The organism is Bifidobacterium sp. LH_416 (genome assembly GCF_056357055.1).
The window spans coordinates 30,575-48,689 of sequence record NZ_JBKEVJ010000002.1; the positions used below are offsets into that span (position 1 = coordinate 30,575).

Sequence of the window (18,115 nt, forward strand, 5' to 3'; positions counted from 1 at the left end):
ATTGCCAGTGACATTGCAGAACAGGGCAGAGTGGGGTTCGCGGAAATCATTCAATTCTCTGCTGGCTATGGCGCTGTTGCATGCATCATGTGATTTCCTTAGCCATGCGCCTGCCATGCATTACACTGAAACGGTTTGAATCGTTATTGGCATGCATATGAACGTGTGAAGGAGAAATCCATGAAGGTCAGGCGTGGGGCGTTTGTTGCGGGGGAGAAGGTGCAGTTCACCGACCGCAAGGGCAAGAAGATCACCGATCAGTTGGTGGCTGGCGGCTCCACGCAAACCGAACATGGGTTGATTCTGCATGATGATGTGATTGGTGCGGTGGAAGGTACGGTAATCACCACGGTACATGCCAAGCGCGAGGCGCAGGTCAATCAGGTGTATCCAGAGAAAGACAAGAACAAGCCGTGGAAGTCCTCGCGCGCCATCGGCGGATGGGAATATGCGGCCATGCGCCCGAGGCTTGCGGATTATGTGCTGTCCATGCCGCGCGGTGCGCAGATCATGTATCCGAAAGACATCGCCCAAGTGATTCAGCTCGGCGACATCCGCTCCGGGTTGCGTGTGCTCGAATCCGGCGCTGGCTCCGGTGCCATGAGCCTGAATCTGCTGGATGCAGTAGGGGAGAACGGCCATCTGACCACGATTGAATTGCGCTCGGAATTCGCTCGCGTGGCCGAAGCCAATGCAACGCTGTACTACGGTGAAAAGCCGGCTTGGTGGCGACTGTTGACTGGTGATTTCGATTCCGTTGCCGCTGATCTGCCGGAACATTGGTTCGACCGCATCATGCTGGACATGCTCGACCCGTGGAATCGCCTCGAACAGGCGTATCGGGTGATCGCTCCTGGCGGTGTACTGGTGTGTTATGTGACCACCACCACGCAGATGAGTCGCCTTGCCGAAGCATTACGTGCTGCCGGCTGCTGGACTGAGCCGCAGATTCAGGAGACATTGGAACGCACATGGAAGGCGCAAGGCTTGGCGGTACGCCCGGACCATCAGATGATTGGCCATACGGGATTCCTGGTGATCTCTCGTGCCATGGCACCTGGATTCGCCGCGTTGAAGAAGCGCGAGCGGTATTCCAAAGACACGGTGACGGATATCGATTCTTTGACCGAGGAACAGCGCGAGGCGCAAATCGAGGAACTGGAATTGCGTGATATTTCTGATCACAAGCTGCGCAAGGTGCTCCGTGATCTGGATCGTCAGGTAAACGAATTGAATCAGCTTGGTGACGAGACTGCCTGAACGGTCATGTGAACGCTCACAATGCGCGTATACTGAAACAATTCATATACGATAGGTATGAGCGCTGTGAGCTGCGCACCTTCCGGAAAGGGAGCCTTGAATGGGCATCAAGCTGAGCAAAGTCGCCAAAGCGGCCAAGAAATATAAGCATATTCTCATCATCATGAGGCATGCCAAAGCTGAACCGTTCGGCGGCAAGGACGACCTTGAACGCGAGCTCACCGAAAAAGGGCTCAAGCAGGCCAAAACCGTGGGCAAAGGTATCGAAGCGCTCGGCCTTAAGCCTGATCAAATCTCCTGCTCTGCAGCAACTCGTACGCGCCAGACCCTGGACCGTATGCTGAAGATTTTCGGTGACGAGCCCATAGTGGACTATCGCATTAATTTGTATGACGGCGGAGTACAGGCGGTTTTCGACGAGCTTGCGCATGTCAAGCCCAAGCAGCGTGTGTTCATGATTGTCGGTCACGAGCCCACGGTCTCCATCGCTTCACAGTGGATTGCCTCCGCTGATTCCGATGCCGAACGCCTCGATTTGCTGAACCTCGGCCTTTCGCCTGCCTCCATCGTGATATTCGGTTCTGATAAACCATTCGACGAATGGCAGGTGCATAGCGGAGAGCTGCTTGCTGTGATTAATGTCAAGGATTTTGACTGATTTTCCTTTCTATTGGTGATGGTGCTCCCTTCAGGCTCGCTTCGCGAGCCAGCTCCCCTCAGAGAGGGGAGCCAGAAGGGGAGATATAAGTTCTGCCTATAACGACACTCAAAGCTTTTTTATGGGGCTGAAACTCCAATGGTTTGGTAGCCTAAGTCGGGTTACGAACGCATACATTGGAGGATTCATGTCCACTCTGACTTCCGTCTCCGGCTTCCCCCGCATCGGGCAGAACCGCGAACTGAAGAAGATTATCGAAGGCTACTGGAAGGGCGCGAATGATCTCGCTGCCGTGAAGGCCACCGCAGCTGAACTGCGCGCCAAGCACTGGAAGCTGCAGCAGGCCGCTGGCATCGATCTGATTCCGAGCAACGACTTCAGCTACTACGATCAGATGCTCGATACCGCCATCCTGCTCAACGTGATTCCGAAGCGTTACGAACGTCTCGCCTTCGAAAATCCGGAGGACACCCTCTTCGCCATGGCCCGCGGCTATCAGGGCGAGAAGGGCGACGTAACCGCTCTGCCGATGAAGAAGTGGTTCACCACCAACTACCACTATCTGGTGCCCGAAGTCGAACCCGGCGAGGAGATCAAGCTCAACTCCACCAAGCCGTTCGACGAGTTCAACGAGGCCAAGGCCCTCGGCATCATCACCAAGCCGGTGCTGATCGGCCCCTACACCTTCCTCAAGCTGGCTCGCACTGATCAGGCCACTGAGCTCGAATACGACAAGGGTCTCGTTAACGCCGTGGCCGCCGTCTACGCCGAAGTGCTCACCAAGTTCAACGAGCTTGGCGCCCAGTGGTTGCAGCTCGACGAGCCGTACCTGGTCCTCGACAAGGAACCGGGCGATGTCGAACTGTTCAAGACGCTCTACACCAAGATTCTGGCCGCCAAGGCCGGTGTCAAGGTGCTGCTTAACACCTACTTCGGCCACATCGCCGACGTGTACGAGACCGTGAACCTGCTCGGCTTCGACGGCATCGGCCTGGACCTCAACGAAGGCCGCGAAGAGAACCTTGAAGCCGTGGCCAAGTACGGCGTGGCCTCCAACACCACCATCTTCGCCGGTGTAATCAACGGACGCAACATCTGGCGCAACAACTACGCCACTTCGCTGGGCCTCGTGGATGCTCTGAAGCAGGTCACCCCGAACGTGGCCGTCTCCACCGCATCCTCCCTGCTGCACGTGCCGTTCAGCACTGAAGGTGAAACCGGTATTCCGGCCGACGATCTGAAGCACTTCGCGTTCGCCGTCGAAAAGCTCGGCGAACTCAAGGAAGTCGCTGTGCTCGCCGACGCCACCGAAGACGAAAAGAAGGCATCTGCCGCCCTCGCTGCCAACCAGGCACTGTTCGATGGCACTCGTGTGGCCGCCGACCCGGCAGTCGCCGACCGCGTGAACGGCCTGACCGCCGACGATTACGTGCGCCAGCCTGCTCGCGAAGAGCGCCAGAAGCTTCAGCGTGAAGCCCTGGGCCTGCCGCTGCTGCCCACCACCACCATCGGCTCCTTCCCGCAAACCAAGGAAGTGCGTGCCGAGCGCGCCAAGCTGCGCAAGGGTGAAATCACCAAGGAAGCTTACGACGAGTTCATTAAGGCCCAGATTGATGCCTGCATCAAGCATCAGGAAGAAATCGGCCTCGACGTGCTTGTTCACGGTGAATTCGAACGCAACGACATGGTCGAATACTTCGGCCAGAACCTGAACGGCTTCCTGTTCACCAAGAACGCTTGGGTGCAGTCCTACGGCACCCGTTGCGTCAAGCCTCCGATCGTTTGGGGCGACGTCTCTCGCGCCAAGCCGATTACCGTGGCATGGTCCGCATACGCTCAGTCCCGCACCAACCACGTGATGAAGGGCATGCTCACCGGCCCGGTGACCATCCTCAACTGGTCCTGGCCGCGCGAAGACATCACCCACGAAGAGCAGACCAAGCAGCTGGCTCTCGCCATCCGCGACGAAGTTCTTGACCTCGAAGCCGCCGGTATCAAGGTCATCCAGATCGATGAAGCTGCACTCCGTGAGAAGCTGCCGCTGCGCAAGTCCGATTGGCATGTGAAGTACCTTGACTGGGCTGTGCCCGCATTCCGTCTGGTGCACTCCGCAGTGAAGCCCACCACTCAGATTCACACCCACATGTGCTACTCCGAGTTCAACGACATCATCCGCGATATCGATGCAATGGATGCTGACGTGATCTCCTTCGAAGCATCCCGTGGCGATCTAGTGGTGCTCGACGCCATTCACGACGCCAACTTCGAAACTGAAGCCGGCCCGGGCGTCTACGACATCCACTCTCCGCGCATTCCTTCCGAGCAGGAAATCGAAGATCGTATTTACGAGATTCTCAAGAAGATGGATGTGGAAAAGGTCTGGATTAACCCAGATTGCGGTCTGAAGACTCGTGGCAATGCCGAAACTTGGCCGAGCCTTGAGCACCTGGTAGCCGCAGCTAAGGCTGTCCGCGCCAAGCTCGGAAAGTAAGTCCGTACTAGGCTCCCTCTGATGAGGGAGCTGTCAGCGAAGCTGACTGAGGGAGAGATTACTGCGCTGTCAGATTTTTCTCTCCCTCAGTCTCACTACGTTCGACAGCTCCCTCATCAGAGGGAGCCAATATATGTGAAGGAATTTATTATGCATACGCCGATGTTTTCATTGGAAGTGTTTCCGCCTAAGCGGGATGCACCGGTGGGAACGATTTATGACACGTTGGATGGCATTGAAGATTTGAAACCGGACTTCATCTCCGTCACCTACGGTCACGGCACGCATTCTGATCGCACGGCCACCGCACGCATCGCCAACACCATTGTCAATGAATACCGAATTCCAGCAGTCGCCCATCTGACCGCATTGTATTCAGACAAAGCAAAAATCGATGACGCGCTGGACATGTTTGAAAATGCCGGGGTAAATACTGTACTGGCATTGCGCGGCGACTATATCGATGGAGAACAGCCGGTAGGTGCTTTCGCGCACGCCAGCGATCTCGTAGCGTATATTCGCGAACGCAAACCGGAATTCAAAGTATTCGGTGCATGCTATCCCGAAGGCCATTATCAGGCCGAATCCTTGGATGAGGATATCGAACATCTCAAAATCAAAGTGGATGCAGGCGTCACCCATTTGATTACCCAGTTGTTCTACGATAACGATGACTTCTATCGGTTCCGGGACAAGGTTCGCGCGGCTGGCATCGATACGCCGATCGAGGCCGGCATTATGCCGGTTCGCGGTGCAAAATCTGTTCGTCGTATGGCTGAGCGTAATGCCTCGCGTATTCCGGAGCATCTGGATGCACTACTCAATCGTTGGGAAGGCAATGCTGAAGCCTTACATAATGCAGGTATTTTGTATGCTTCCGAGCAAATTGCCGATTTGGTGGCTCATGGAGTGGATGGCGTGCACTTGTACACCATGAACCATCCGGCGACTACCCGCCGTATCTGGCGCAACGTCAAATCACTATTCACTGAATAGGCTGCGTTCCGTGGCTCCCAGCGGTTATAGTGGAAGCTTATGGAAGAAATGACGACGTTCAAACCCAGTGCCATGGCGCTTATCCGGGCGGGATTGCAGGATCTCGACAAGGCCCGCGACCTGTTCGACCAGCTTAAGGCGGACGGCATCACGGATACTCATCGCAGTGAACTGTTGGGATACCTTTCCCATGCCTGCGATCCGGATATCGCATTGCGCAATTTTGTGGACATCGTCAATGCCATGCAGTCCAGTGGACGCGATCTTGCCCGCGTCATGCCGGACGGCGATGCGCTCAAGCGTCTGATCACCGTGCTGGGTGTTTCCGACGCCATGGGCAAGTTCATGCGGTTCAAGCCTGATCTGGTGGAAGCTGCCGCAATGGACAACTGCAACAGTCACTTGTTCAATCATGCACAACGCCGCGCGCACCTGCTCGAAGCAGTCGGTGCCGACCCATCCGATCAGGCACATCCCAAAGCTTCCAAAGATTTAGCAGAAGCAGCTACGGCGCTTCGCGCCAGCTATCGCAAACAGTTGGCCGCCATCATCGCACAGGATGCCGTTGCCGATGACCCCACGGTTATACAGCCCACCATCAGTCGAGAGCTGTCCGACCTTGCCGACGCTGCACTTGAAGGAGCCTTGGCCATTGCGCGCAAGGAAGTCGAAGGAAGCGACCAAGTGCGTTTCACGGTTATCGGCATGGGCAAACTCGGCGCACAGGAACTGAATTATGTTTCCGATGTGGATCTGATTTACGTAGTGGAACCAGCCAGCAAAGACGTGGATCACCAGACGTTGATTCGCGTAGGCACCAAAATGGGCACCACGCTTCAACGCGTATGCCAATCCGCCATCATGGGCGTGGCAGAGCAGCCACTCTGGCAAATCGATGGAGGCCTGCGACCGGAAGGCAAAGACGGTCAGCTCGTCCGCGTGCTTGAATCCCATAAGACTTACTACGAGCAGTGGGCGGAAAACTGGGAATTCCAGGCATTGCTCAAGGCCCGTCCGGTGGCCGGCGACCCGGAGCTCGGACAGGCCTACATGGATATGACCCGCCCGTTTGTGTGGAGCGCCTCAAAGCGCAAGAACTTCGTATACGACTGCCAGAAAATGCGCAAACGTGTGGAGGATCTGATTCCCGCACCGCTGAAAGACCGCGAAATCAAGCTCGGGCGCGGTGGCCTGAGAGACGTGGAATTCACCGTGCAAATGCTTCAGCTTGTGCACGGGCGTACTGATGAGGCGCTGCGTACCAGCAATACGCTTGACTCGCTGCAGCGGCTGTCTGAAGGTGGCTATATTTCGCGCAAACAGGCCGTGCGCATGTCTGAGGATTATCGCTTCGAACGCGTGATGGAGCATCGCCAGCAGATCTGGTCTCTGAAGCGCACGCATCTGTTCCCTGATCTGGGCCGCGCATCCGTAGGCGGGCTGGAAAAGAAGCGTGATATCGACGTTGACGAGCTTAACCAGAACCAAGAATTGCGTCGCCTGGCGCGAGCCTTCGGCTTGCATCCGGAAGAGCTCGTCGAGAAGTACGATGACACTCGCCGCGAAGTGCGCCATTTGCATTTGGACATCTACTATCGTCCGATGCTGCCGGTCAGTGCCCAGCTTGAGAATGACCAGATCAATCTGAGCGTTGCCGCCGCCCAGGAGCGTTTCGCGTCCATCGGCTTCGGTGATCCGGATGCCGCCATCCGCCATGTGCAGGCGCTTACTGCGGGAGTCGGCCGCGCGGCAAAAATCAACCGCATTATTCTGCCGGCCGTACTGCAGTGGTTGGGCGAGGGCCAGAACCCGGACATGGGCTTGCTCAACTGGCGCAAGCTGGAGGAGAACTTCGGTACACAATCCGGTTATCTTGGATTCCTGCGTGACTCCACATCCGCAGCGCAGCGCTTGTGCCATGTGCTGTCCAATTCACGCTTCCTCGGTGACGCGCTTAACAAGTCCGTGGAATCCATTAGCTGGCTTGGCGATGACGATAATCTCAAGGCCCGCACGCGTGAGGCCTTGGACGTGCAAACACATTCCGCACTGGAACGCTTCAGCACCAGCATGAACGAGTTCGCCAACTCCGTACGTGCTATGCGCCGCCATGAAATCGAACGTATCGGCTTGGCTTGGATGAGCGGCGTGATGGATGATGCCACCTGTTTGAACGCCATGACCGACGTGTATGACGCTATCATCGACGCTTCACTATCCTGGGCCATTCGCCATCAGACCGCTGAATTCGGCGTGGATCGGGCACCGGCTGGCATTGCGGTAATTGCTATGGGCCGCTACGGCGGGCGTGAAGTGAACTTCAGCTCCGATGCCGACGCGATTCTGATTTATCGCCCGGCCGATGATGCCGAAGATGCGCAGGCCAACAGCTTTGCAAAGAAAGTGGTGGAGGATTTGCGAGCCATTCTGCAAGGCCCCACCACATTCGAGCCGAAGATCGAACTCGACCTCGATTTGCGGCCGGAAGGCAAGAACGGTCCCATCGTGCGCTCGTATGCCTCCTGCGAGGAATACTACGAATCCTGGGCTTCCACATGGGAGCATCAGGCATTGCTGCGCGCCCGCTATGCGGCCGGCGATGCCGAACTTGCACGCGACTTCCTAATCAATATCGCAGACCCGCTGCGTTACCCCGCTCAGGAATTGACCGACGCTGAACTCCAGAACATCCGCAAGCTCAAGGCCCGCATGGAAGCTGAGCGACTGCCGCGCGGCGTGCGCCGCGAGCGTCATTTGAAGCTTGGTAAGGGCGGTCTTTCCGACGTGGAATGGACCGTGCAGCTCTTGCAACTTCAGCATGCTGGAGACATCAAAGACCTGCGCGTCAACGGTACGTTGGCGGCGCTGGATGTGTTGGAAGCCAAGAAGCTTATCAGTCCGGTTGATGCCATCCAGCTGCGCAAGGCATGGACCATGTGCACCGCCGCTCGCAACGGCAACTACCTCTGGTCCGGTCGAGCCAATCAGGCGGATATTCTGCCTGATGACATTTATTCGCTCGGCGGCATCGCCGTATACCTCGGCTATGGTGCACACCGCGGTCAGCATTTCGAAAATGATCTGCTTGCCGTGATGCGCAAATGCCGTGACGTGTGCCAGCGACTGTTCTACGGTCAGGTGGAAGAGGATATTGCGCCCGGTGCTTCAGTGGTCGGCGGACGAGGCACGGCATCGCAGAAACCTGCAAAGCCGCGTATGCATGTGATTGCTCCGCGTCTGGTAGCGAATCGCCGCCGCGCGCAGCGGTAAGTCAGCAATTGGGCTTAACAGTAAGGGTGAACACTCGGTGAACACGGCTGTCCGAAAAATGGCGTAAGTTAGATAAGGTCACATTAGTGGCCACCTTATCCGCTTCAACGCACGAAAGGTGAGCCGTGTCAACTCCACAAGAGCCGGCGGAGACGCCGATGATCGGTAAAAGCGTTATCTCGCTTGATGATCTCTCCATTGCACAGATTCAAGATTTGCTCCACAAGGCGCAATACATTGATGCACATCGCAAGGAGGTGTCGCACACCTGCGAAGGTAGGGTGCTGGCAACGCTGTTCTACGAGCCTTCCACCCGTACGCGCCTGAGCTTCGAAACCGCTATGCTGCGCCTCGGCGGCAAGGTCATTGGTTTCGCTGGTGCGCAGCTGGCTTCTGTGACCAAGGGCGAATCCATTGCGGATACGTTGAAAACCGTGTCTAACTATGTGGATGTGGTAGCTATCCGCCATCCGAAGGAAGGCGCCGCTCTGGTGGCTTCTCGTGCCGCTTCCGTGCCGGTGATCAATGCCGGTGATGGCGGTCATATGCATCCCACGCAGACATTGGCTGATTTGGCAACGCTGCAGTCCCGTTTCGGCCGAGTCAACAATTTGACTGTGGGCCTGTGCGGCGACTTGATGTTCGGCCGTACCGTGCACTCTCTGATTGAAACCCTGTGCCGTTTCGGCAACGTGCGCTTCGTGCTTATCAGCCCGGATGAGCTGAAAACCCCGCAGTACGTGATCGACCGCATCAACGCCACTGAATCCTGCTCCTACGTGGAAGTACGCGATCTGGCCTCCGTAATCGGCGATCTTGATGTGCTGTACATGACTCGTGTGCAGAAGGAACGCTTCTTCAACGAAGACGATTACCTGCGTTTACGCGACACCTACATTCTCGATGAAGACAAGCTTTCCCTCGCCAAGCCGGATATGGCCGTGCTCCACCCGCTGCCGCGTGTGAACGAAATCGCCGTGGAAGTAGACGATGATCCGCGCGCAGCCTACTTCGAACAGGTCAAAAACGGCATGCTTATGCGCATGGCATTGGAAAGCTCCGTGGTGGGCGATGACCTGCCCGGTTACGAACCGCTCAACCCCAAGGAGGTTCAGGCCTGATGGAAGTCACCAGCATCGTTAACGGCATCATTATCGACCATGTACCGGCCGGCACCTCGCTGAAAGTGCTGGAATACCTGAAAATCGACCCGGCGAAAACCAAGCTGGCGCTCATCATGAACACCACTTCCCAGCGCTTTGGTTCCAAGGACATCATCAAGATTGAAGATGACAAGGATATCGATCTTGATGTGCTCGGTTTCGTGGCCCGTCAGGCCACCGTGGACGTGGTGCGCGGTGGACACATCGTCGAAAAGAAGCAGCCGCACCTGCCCGAGCACATCGTGGGCGTCATCAAGTGCGTGAATCCACGCTGCGTGACCACCACCGAACCGGGCATCAAGCAGATGTTCCACTTGGTGCATTCCGACCGACTCGAATACCGCTGCGACTACTGCGACGAGGAAGCCAAACTGTGAGCATCACCCTACGCAACATCAAGGTCTGGAACACGGGCGAAATCATCGACCTTGTAGTTCCAGGCCTTGCCGACGCCTACTTCGCCGATACGGACACCGTGCATGACGGTGCCGATATCGATGCCACTGGTCTCACCGTGGCCCCCGGCTTCGCCGACCCGCACGTTCACTTCCGCGATCCCGGCCAAACCTATAAGGAATCCATGATTTCTGGTTGCCGTGCTTCCGCATCCGGCGGGTACACGAACGTGCTCATCATGCCGAACACATTGCCTGCACTCGATGGACAAACGGTAACCGATGCGGACGTGGCAGCCGACAAGCCAGGGGCACGCGAAGTGCGCGAAGCCGGCTTCAGCAACGTCATCGACTTCCTGCAAAACTATGACGCCGCACATGGTGTGAAGCTGCCGGTTCGCTACGATCTGTGCGTCTGCGCATCCAAGGACCGTGCTGGTAAGGAAGCAAGCGACACCGCCGATTGGCTCAAATATGTGCCCGGCTTCGATGATGATCAGAAGACCCCGGCCATGAACGAGCATCCGGTCACTGCAATCAGTGATGACGGCGCTGCAGTTCCGGAGCCGATTCTGGACGAAGTACTGGCCAACGCCAAGGCCTCCGACCTGTATCTTATCGAGCATTGCGAGCATCATGACACCGGTGCCGTCAATGAAGGCCCAGTTTCCCACCAGCTCGGCGTGCCCGGTATCCCGGAAGACACCGAACTGAAAATCGTGGCGCGTGATATTGAAGCGGCCCGCCGAACCGGCATCCACGTGCATTTCCAGCATGTGAGCACGGCGATCTCGTTCGAGGCGATTCGCAAGGCCAAGGCCGAAGGACTGCCGATTACATGCGAAACCGCTCCGCATTACCTGGCCTTGAGCGACGAGGCATTGCTGGAATACGGTACGCTGGCCAAGATGAATCCGCCGCTGCGTTCCGAAGCCGACCGCAAGGCCACCATTGCTGCCATCGCGGATGGTACCGTCGATTTGCTGGCCACCGATCATGCGCCGCATACGATGGACGAGAAGGCACTCGGCTTCCTGGAAGCTCCGAACGGCATTATCGGCCTTGAATGCGCATACGGCGTATGTCATAAGGTGCTGGTGGATGGCGGTCATATTTCAGATGAGCGTCTGATTGAACTCATGTCTGTGGCACCTGAATCTTTGATGGGCCATGATGCTACGGATATCGCCGCACTGGTGGAGGACTGGGCTGAGCCCGCTCCCACGGGCGACGATCCAGACAGCGTGATTGCCGAAGAGGCCGTAGGTACTGTGCGTGAGGGAGTCAATCGACTGCTCGATCTGAGTCGAGTCGACGATGCCGCGCACGTGGATCTCGCACTCCTCAACACTGCTGAGGAGTGGACCGTTGACCCGGAACAGTTCCATTCCGCAGCTCGCAATACCCCGTTCGGCGGCTGGAAGGTCACCGGACGTCCACTCGCCACCATCATCGGCTCGAAGTTCATGTTCAGCCGCCTGTAACGAAGGATTTTCATGGATCGCCTGATTGAAGCAATCAACAACGTACAGAATCCATCCGTCGTGGGCCTCGACCCGACCGAGGCACTGGTACCACCGCAAGTGGTGGCTAGCTTTGCCGACGAAGTGCGCGATTCAGTGGATTCCCCTGAGGAGCTGCCGGCAGCCCAGCTGGCAGTGGCATACTTTGAATTCAACCGCACGATTATTGATGCCGTGGCTGATATTGTTCCCGCTGTCAAGCCGCAGATTGCCATGTATGAGGCACTCGGTCCGGCTGGTGTGGACGTGTACACGATGACCTGCGAGTACGCAGCCCAGCAGGGCCTGTATGTACTCGGTGACATCAAGCGCGGTGATATCGGTTCCACTGCTGCCGCCTACGCACATCATTTGAATGGCGTCGCTGCTGCCGGCGAAGATGGCACGGCGTACGATCCGTGGCATGAGGATGCCGTGACCGTGAACCCGTATCTGGGCACTGACGGCATCACGCCGTTCGTGAATGCGGCCGCCGAGGCGGACAAGGATATCTTCGTGCTGGTGCGCACCTCCAACCCGTCTTCCAGCGAACTGCAGATGCTGGATTTGGCGGATGGCACGAAGGTGTACGAGCATGTGGCTGATCTGGTGGAGGGCTGGGGTGCCGAGACCATTGGCGCTCATGGATATTCTCGCGTGGGTGCTGTGGTCGGTGCCACGCATCCTGAGGAGGGTCGTGCTCTGCGTGCCCGTATGCCGCACACGTTCTTCCTGGTTCCAGGTTATGGCGCTCAAGGTGGTACGGCTGCGGATGTCGCCGGCATGTTTGATGCCGAAGGCAGTGGTGCCATCGTCAATTCATCTCGTGGCATCATCGGTGCATGGAAGAAGAGCGGCAAGTATTCCGAATCCATGAGCGCCGACGAAGCGCTTGATCTGGTTGCCGAAAGCGCTCGTCAGGCAGCGCTTGATATGCGCGACAATCTGCGAGTAGCTGTGTATCGCTGATACGCGCTGATAAACGTAAAAGGAATTTCATGACTACATTCACCCCGACATATGATGTGGTGGCTGAGGCTACCGCAGCAGGCTATTTCCCTCCGCGGCATGCCGTGGAAGTCACCCAGGTGCGCGAGCTCACTGCTGGTGTGGTGCGTTTGACCTTCCGTGACCCATTCATCGCATCCCATGCCAAGCCTGCCCAGTTCGTCAACCTGTTCACCCACGACGATTTCATGCTGATGCCTCGCCCATTCGGCGTCAGCGAAGTCGAAGGTGACGAAGTAAGCGTGATTTTCGCGGTTGTGGGTCACGGCACCGAGGAACTGTCCCGTCTGGAACCAGGGCAGAGCGTGGATGTGCTCGGTCCGCTGGGTCGCGGCTTCAATATCAAGCAGGATGCCAACTATATTCTGGTGGCTGGCGGTCTTGGCGTACCTCCGCTGATTCTCACTGCTCAGAAGCTCGCTGCTGCAGCTGGCTCCCGTGCCACTGCAGTGTTCGGCTACCGCAACGATCATTTCGGTGAGGAATTCGTATCCCGCTACACTGATCGCTCCTACAGCATCGACGAAGCGGAAGGCAATGTCATCGACTTGCTGAACCGTCTCGAATCAAATGGCGAGCTCAACATCGACGGCCTCGACTCCGTGATTTTGACCTGCGGCCCGTTGCCGATGATGAAGGCTGTGTCCGCATGGGCCAGCGAACGCCACATGCCTACCCAGGTAAGCATGGAACAGCGTATGGGCTGCGGATACGGCACTTGCGTGCTGTGCACTGTGGACACCACGGAAGGACGTCTCAAAGTCTGCTCCGATGGTCCGGTATTCACCAACGTACAGCTCGGATGGGGGGAGTAGACGATGGCACGAGGATTCAGCACCGCAGCACGTGACGATGCGGCGAAGCAGCACATCAATATCTACGAGGACCACGTCTGGAAGCACCCCACCAAGGTGGCTGGCGTTGACTGGAAGAACCCGGTCGGTACTGCTTCCGGCACTTTCCAGTATGCTGCCGTTCGTTGGTTCTATGACGTCAGCCAGCTTGGCGCTGTGTGCACCAAGGGCTGCTCTCCGGTACCGTGGGAAGGCAATCCCTCCCCGCGTACCGCGGAAGGCCCAGCCTCCAACCTCAACGCCGTTGGTCTGCAGAACCCTGGTGTGGATCACTATCTTGAGGATGATCTGCCGAAGCTGAAAAAGGCTGGTGCAATGGTCATCGCCAACGTGGCTGGCCATTGCGATGACGATTACATGCAGGTGGTCGCCAAGCTTGCTGACTCCGCAGCCGACATGTTGGAAATCAACGTGAGCTGCCCGAACGTCTCTCACGGTGGCATGTCTGTGGGCACCGATCCGGTTGCCCTAGCCACGTTGATGGATAAGCTTCGCCCGATGACCGACAAGCCGATGATCGTCAAGCTCACGCCGAACGTCACCGATATCACCGTGCCTGCACGTGCAGCCGTGGAACATGGTGCGGATGCTTTGAGCATGATCAACACGGTGCTGGGCATGCGTTTGAACATCAACACTGGTGAGCCGATTATCGCCAATAAAACCGGTGGCGTTTCCGGTCCGGCCGTTCTGCCGATTGGCATTGCAGCGGTCTACCGCACGCGTACCGTGTTGCCAGATATCCCGATTATCGGTTTGGGCGGCATCGATTGCGGTGAAAAGGCATTGGAATACCTGTACGCCGGCGCGAACGCGGTCGAGGTTGGCGCGGCAGCTCTGTTCGACCCGGTAGCTCCGTTGCGCATCGCCCGCGAACTGGACGATCTGCTCGACGAGCGTCCTGAGCTCGCTGCTAAACTGGCCGCAGGCAAAACTTGGAGGTAATTCATCATGGCAGAAACACTCGCACATCGTTTTACGGAATTCCTGCTGGAATCCAACGCATTGAAGTTCGGTGATTTCACGCTGAAGTCCGGCCGTCAGAGCCCGTACTTCATCAATGCCGGCGCATTCGATGATGGCAAGAAGATTGCCACTCTCGGCACGTTCTATGCCGAGAAGATCAGCCAGGCCATCGTGCACAACACGATTCCGCGCGATATCGATACCGTATTCGGTCCGGCCTATAAGGGTATTCCGCTGGCTGTTTCCACCGCAATCGCACTGACCGCAGGCCATAACATGACCGTGGGCTATACCTTCGATCGCAAGGAAAAGAAGGATCACGGCGACGGTGGCTGGATGGTTGGCACTCCGCTGACCGATGGCATGAAGGTGCTGCTCGTCGACGATGTGATGACCGCTGGAACCGCAGTGCGCGAAGTGATTCCGAAGCTCAAGGCCGAAGCGAACGTTGAGGTCGTGGGTCTGGTGCTTTCCGTCGATCGCATGGAGAAGACCAAGGATTCCGACCTGTCCGCAGTCAAGGCTGTGGAGCAGGAGTTCGGCTTCCCAGTGCTCGCCATCGCCAACGTGCGTGAAATCTTCGACGCCGCCGCAAAAATGAAGAAGTCTGACGGCACTCCGCTGCTGAGCCACGATATCAAGCAGCGCGCTGACGCCTACCTCGAACAGTACGGTGCCTGATAGCGGTAATTCGCCGCATGCAATATGAAAAACGCTCCTTTGGTCAAGGAGCGTTTTTTCATGAGTTCATGAACGGAACTATCATGAAGGCATACGGGGTAAGGAAATTGCTATGGGAAATATCACGGACGATATTCGGCAGCGGTTTGATACGTTTGCGGCTTCACCATTCAATGAGACGGATAGCTTGGCGTTGGCGCAGCTCGCATATGCGCGTATGCCGGATAATGTGCCACGATACCAGTCGAATCCACAGGCAGCATCCGAATCTGCGCATTCCTCAATGCCGATGGTTTCCGTACGCGAACTGTTGCGCGCGGAATGCTATGACGCCATGTTCGGAAAAGTATGGTCTCCGGAGATGAATGTCGATTTGCTGCGTGCGATGTGTGAAAGTCCTCGTTGGAGGAACCTCCGCGTTGGTGAATACATTGATGAATTCGATACGCAGACTACCAAACAATTCTCAGCATGCGCATTCACACTCGGCGACGAAGCCAACACCCTGTATATATCGTTCCGAGGCACCGATAGTTCCATCATCGGTTGGAAAGAAGACTTCATGATGGCCTTCCGCAGACCGGTTGCATCCCAAGAAGCGGCGGCCCAATATGTGACGGATTTGGCAAAGCGCTGGAACGGTCCAATCATGGTGGGTGGTCATTCCAAAGGTGGCAATCTGGCCGTTTATGCTGCCGCGTGTGCCTCGGAAGATATTCAGCGCCGTATTAGCGCCGTATTCTCCCATGACGGGCCAGGTTTTGATGAAGACTTCTTCGCCTCCTCTGGCTTTCAACGCATTACATCCAAAGTGCATAAATCCGTACCGGGCTCTTCCATCATCGGCATGCTTTTCGAATCCCGTGAACAGTTGAGCGACGGCTATACGGTAGTCTCCAGCGATGGCATTGGCATTATGCAGCATTTCGCATTGCATTGGCAGGTTGACCATGGCAAGTTCGTGCAGGCCGACGGTCTTGCCTCCAGTGCTCAATATCTCGCCCGCACGGTCAACGGTTGGATGGCGAAATATGATGATGAGCATCGTCGTAAATTCATCGAAAATCTGTTCGCCATATTTGAAGCCAGCGGATATCGCACCTTCGGCGAATTGACGTCGCATTGGACCCAATCATTACCGTTGATGCTGATTGCTGCGCGCGCAATCGATACTGAAGACCGTGATGTGATGATAGAAGTACTCAAAGGTTTTGCTGCGACCGCCGCCAGTTCAGTGATTCCTGCAAAATGAACTTTCGGTGACTTTGCCTTGGTCCAAGAGCTGACCTCAGTACAGTGGAAGTATGAAGGAAGGTTCCAGATTTTGGCGCATAGCTGGGTCAATCGCGGCGATTATTGCAGTCTTGGCAGTAACGTTTGCCGCAACCTTTGCTATCGGGCGTGCTACAAAAGATCCCACTACGGACCAAACATATGTGGCATTGGTGGAACAGACTAAGAAAGTCGAAAGCGAAACTGCTGAGAATCGCCAGAAAACCAAAGATTTGACCGAGCAGCGTGACGATTTACGTACACAAGCCGTCCAACAACAAAAGCAACTCGACGAAACCAAGAAGCTTTACCAGCAGTATGCTGCGGAAGTTCAAACCGACAAGCCTGGGCTGATTGTGGAATCCATTAGTCCGGATATCGACCCATGGTATACCGAATTGGGCGGAGGTTTTGACCTGTACTATTACCCGAAAATCACTGTGCGCAACAACACCGGCCATGTGATGTACGGGGCCTATGTGGATTATCAAATCATTGGCAAGGATGGCACGGTGCTTGCCAGCGACGAAAGTGCTTATGCGTCGAATGTCATTGTGTACCCAGGTAAAACGGTAGTAGTAGAAGACATGCTCAAAGACGCCGGATTCTCTGGTGCCACCATCAAGCCGACACAATATGAGGCAACGGTGTCTAGCTCCAAAAATCCTGATTCAACAGAAGGAGTCAAAGGCCAGTACACCGATGACGTGAAGACGACGGTGATTCCATGAGCGATGAACGGCCGCAGCGTAATGACGCTAAGATGACGCACGATCGTCAGTCTGATGACAGCAACAAGCAGTGGCATCCATTCCTGCATGAACGAGACGCTCAAAATCAATCTTTCTCAAGTCGATTCTTTGATGTCTACGACGATGCTTTCAGTGCTGTGAAAACGCTGATGCAACGTGATGATGGTGCATTGGCCAGACGTCTTGCTGGGGGTGCACGAATGCTGGCCGGCCTGGCGTGTGTTGCTGCTCTCATTGGCACAGGTGTCGCTGGCTGGAATCTTAGAGGCCGTTCCGTTGTGGTTCAGGAAAGTCCGCAATATCGCAAGGAAGCTGAGAATCTGAAATGGGCGAACAGTGACCTCGAGGAATCAAAGCAGGATGTGAGCAACCGGCAACAGCAAATACGAGAAGCAGGAAGTCAGGTTGATCAACTCAAACGAGATCAGGAAAAGTACGGCCAGTTGGTCCAGGAAATCAAGAAGGCCCAACAGCAGTCGAAAACTCCAATACTGACGGTGACTGCGATTGGTGATATTACACAACAATCCAGTTTTTCATATCGAGTGCCTATTACGGTGCATAATAATTCGCAAGATACGCTGACATTCTTTGAGATTTATTATGAGGCCGTGGACGCAGATTCCAATATTGTTGACGCAGGTTATGCATTGGGTGATAGTGGTGTGGCATGTGAGCCCAATGCTGATTGCATAGTCAGAACATACAGTAACTACAGCCCGTCAGGTACGCGAATCATCCCCACATTCTGGAGCACCAATACCGCAAACAGTGATTCCCAGAACGGCAGATATGGCGCGGATGTGATGTCGAAACAGTTCTGAAATGCTGCGGTACAGCGTAGATT

At 56.0% G+C, this 18,115-nt stretch carries 15 protein-coding genes; all 15 read left to right on the forward strand.

Features of this window, described 5'->3' with window-relative positions:
* The first annotated feature begins 180 nt into the window (after positions 1-180).
* A complete protein-coding gene (locus AC1AY0_RS04605; RefSeq protein ID WP_476524894.1) occupies positions 181-1,260 on the forward strand; it encodes a tRNA (adenine-N1)-methyltransferase in 1,080 nt (359 codons plus the stop codon).
* 100 nt (positions 1,261-1,360) lie between these two features.
* The gene (locus AC1AY0_RS04610; RefSeq protein WP_476524893.1) at positions 1,361-1,918 is read left to right on the forward strand and encodes a SixA phosphatase family protein; all 558 of its coding nucleotides are present in this window, start codon (positions 1,361-1,363) and stop codon (positions 1,916-1,918) included.
* 187 nt (positions 1,919-2,105) lie between these two features.
* Entirely contained in the window at positions 2,106-4,409 is a 2,304-nt protein-coding gene (gene metE, locus AC1AY0_RS04615; RefSeq protein ID WP_476524892.1) for a 5-methyltetrahydropteroyltriglutamate--homocysteine S-methyltransferase, read from the forward strand.
* Between the two features lie 150 nt (positions 4,410-4,559).
* A complete protein-coding gene (gene metF / locus AC1AY0_RS04620) occupies positions 4,560-5,405 on the forward strand; it encodes a methylenetetrahydrofolate reductase [NAD(P)H] (protein ID WP_476524891.1) in 846 nt (281 codons plus the stop codon).
* A gap of 39 nt (positions 5,406-5,444) precedes the next feature.
* Positions 5,445-8,675 (forward strand): bifunctional [glutamine synthetase] adenylyltransferase/[glutamine synthetase]-adenylyl-L-tyrosine phosphorylase, encoded by a 3,231-nt coding sequence (locus tag AC1AY0_RS04625; protein WP_476524890.1) that lies wholly within the window; start codon positions 5,445-5,447, stop codon positions 8,673-8,675.
* Between the two features lie 158 nt (positions 8,676-8,833).
* Positions 8,834-9,796: an aspartate carbamoyltransferase gene (gene pyrB / locus AC1AY0_RS04630; protein ID WP_476524922.1), complete on the forward strand. Its 963-nt coding sequence runs from the start codon at positions 8,834-8,836 to the stop codon at positions 9,794-9,796.
* Positions 9,796-10,215 (forward strand): aspartate carbamoyltransferase regulatory subunit, encoded by a 420-nt coding sequence (locus AC1AY0_RS04635; RefSeq protein WP_476524889.1) that lies wholly within the window; start codon positions 9,796-9,798, stop codon positions 10,213-10,215. The genes pyrB and AC1AY0_RS04635 overlap by 1 nt, the downstream gene beginning before the upstream one ends.
* Entirely contained in the window at positions 10,212-11,717 is a 1,506-nt protein-coding gene (locus tag AC1AY0_RS04640; RefSeq protein WP_476524888.1) for a dihydroorotase, read from the forward strand. Before AC1AY0_RS04635 ends, AC1AY0_RS04640 begins: the two co-directional genes overlap by 4 nt.
* A gap of 12 nt (positions 11,718-11,729) precedes the next feature.
* A complete protein-coding gene (gene pyrF, locus AC1AY0_RS04645) occupies positions 11,730-12,704 on the forward strand; it encodes an orotidine-5'-phosphate decarboxylase (RefSeq protein WP_476524887.1) in 975 nt (324 codons plus the stop codon).
* A 29-nt stretch (positions 12,705-12,733) separates the two neighbouring features.
* A complete protein-coding gene (locus AC1AY0_RS04650) occupies positions 12,734-13,558 on the forward strand; it encodes a dihydroorotate dehydrogenase electron transfer subunit (protein WP_476524886.1) in 825 nt (274 codons plus the stop codon).
* 3 nt (positions 13,559-13,561) lie between these two features.
* Positions 13,562-14,542: a dihydroorotate dehydrogenase gene (locus AC1AY0_RS04655; protein ID WP_476524885.1), complete on the forward strand. Its 981-nt coding sequence runs from the start codon at positions 13,562-13,564 to the stop codon at positions 14,540-14,542.
* A gap of 6 nt (positions 14,543-14,548) precedes the next feature.
* Positions 14,549-15,244: an orotate phosphoribosyltransferase gene (gene pyrE, locus AC1AY0_RS04660; protein WP_476524884.1), complete on the forward strand. Its 696-nt coding sequence runs from the start codon at positions 14,549-14,551 to the stop codon at positions 15,242-15,244.
* A 112-nt stretch (positions 15,245-15,356) separates the two neighbouring features.
* On the forward strand, positions 15,357-16,496 hold the full coding sequence (locus AC1AY0_RS04665) for a DUF2974 domain-containing protein (RefSeq protein ID WP_476524176.1): 1,140 nt from the start codon (positions 15,357-15,359) through the stop codon (positions 16,494-16,496).
* 52 nt (positions 16,497-16,548) lie between these two features.
* The gene (locus AC1AY0_RS04670; protein WP_476524174.1) at positions 16,549-17,247 is read left to right on the forward strand and encodes a hypothetical protein; all 699 of its coding nucleotides are present in this window, start codon (positions 16,549-16,551) and stop codon (positions 17,245-17,247) included.
* On the forward strand, positions 17,244-18,092 hold the full coding sequence (locus tag AC1AY0_RS04675) for a hypothetical protein (RefSeq protein WP_476524172.1): 849 nt from the start codon (positions 17,244-17,246) through the stop codon (positions 18,090-18,092). The genes AC1AY0_RS04670 and AC1AY0_RS04675 overlap by 4 nt, the downstream gene beginning before the upstream one ends.
* The last annotated feature ends 23 nt before the right edge of the window (positions 18,093-18,115 follow it).

What these genes read in the sequence shown, in the direction of transcription:
- metF (WP_476524891.1), top strand. Translation starts at nt 4,560, where the DNA reads ATGCATACGCCGATGTTTTCATTGGAAGTGTTTCCGCCTAAGCGGGAT.
- pyrB (WP_476524922.1), top strand. Translation starts at nt 8,834, where the DNA reads ATGATCGGTAAAAGCGTTATCTCGCTTGATGATCTCTCCATTGCACAG.
- AC1AY0_RS04625 (WP_476524890.1), top strand. Translation starts at nt 5,445, where the DNA reads ATGGAAGAAATGACGACGTTCAAACCCAGTGCCATGGCGCTTATCCGG.
- AC1AY0_RS04605 (WP_476524894.1), top strand. Translation starts at nt 181, where the DNA reads ATGAAGGTCAGGCGTGGGGCGTTTGTTGCGGGGGAGAAGGTGCAGTTC.
- AC1AY0_RS04635 (WP_476524889.1), top strand. Translation starts at nt 9,796, where the DNA reads ATGGAAGTCACCAGCATCGTTAACGGCATCATTATCGACCATGTACCG.
- AC1AY0_RS04670 (WP_476524174.1), top strand. Translation starts at nt 16,549, where the DNA reads ATGAAGGAAGGTTCCAGATTTTGGCGCATAGCTGGGTCAATCGCGGCG.
- AC1AY0_RS04665 (WP_476524176.1), top strand. Translation starts at nt 15,357, where the DNA reads ATGGGAAATATCACGGACGATATTCGGCAGCGGTTTGATACGTTTGCG.
- metE (WP_476524892.1), top strand. Translation starts at nt 2,106, where the DNA reads ATGTCCACTCTGACTTCCGTCTCCGGCTTCCCCCGCATCGGGCAGAAC.
- AC1AY0_RS04675 (WP_476524172.1), top strand. Translation starts at nt 17,244, where the DNA reads ATGAGCGATGAACGGCCGCAGCGTAATGACGCTAAGATGACGCACGAT.
- pyrE (WP_476524884.1), top strand. Translation starts at nt 14,549, where the DNA reads ATGGCAGAAACACTCGCACATCGTTTTACGGAATTCCTGCTGGAATCC.
- AC1AY0_RS04650 (WP_476524886.1), top strand. Translation starts at nt 12,734, where the DNA reads ATGACTACATTCACCCCGACATATGATGTGGTGGCTGAGGCTACCGCA.
- AC1AY0_RS04610 (WP_476524893.1), top strand. Translation starts at nt 1,361, where the DNA reads ATGGGCATCAAGCTGAGCAAAGTCGCCAAAGCGGCCAAGAAATATAAG.
- AC1AY0_RS04655 (WP_476524885.1), top strand. Translation starts at nt 13,562, where the DNA reads ATGGCACGAGGATTCAGCACCGCAGCACGTGACGATGCGGCGAAGCAG.
- pyrF (WP_476524887.1), top strand. Translation starts at nt 11,730, where the DNA reads ATGGATCGCCTGATTGAAGCAATCAACAACGTACAGAATCCATCCGTC.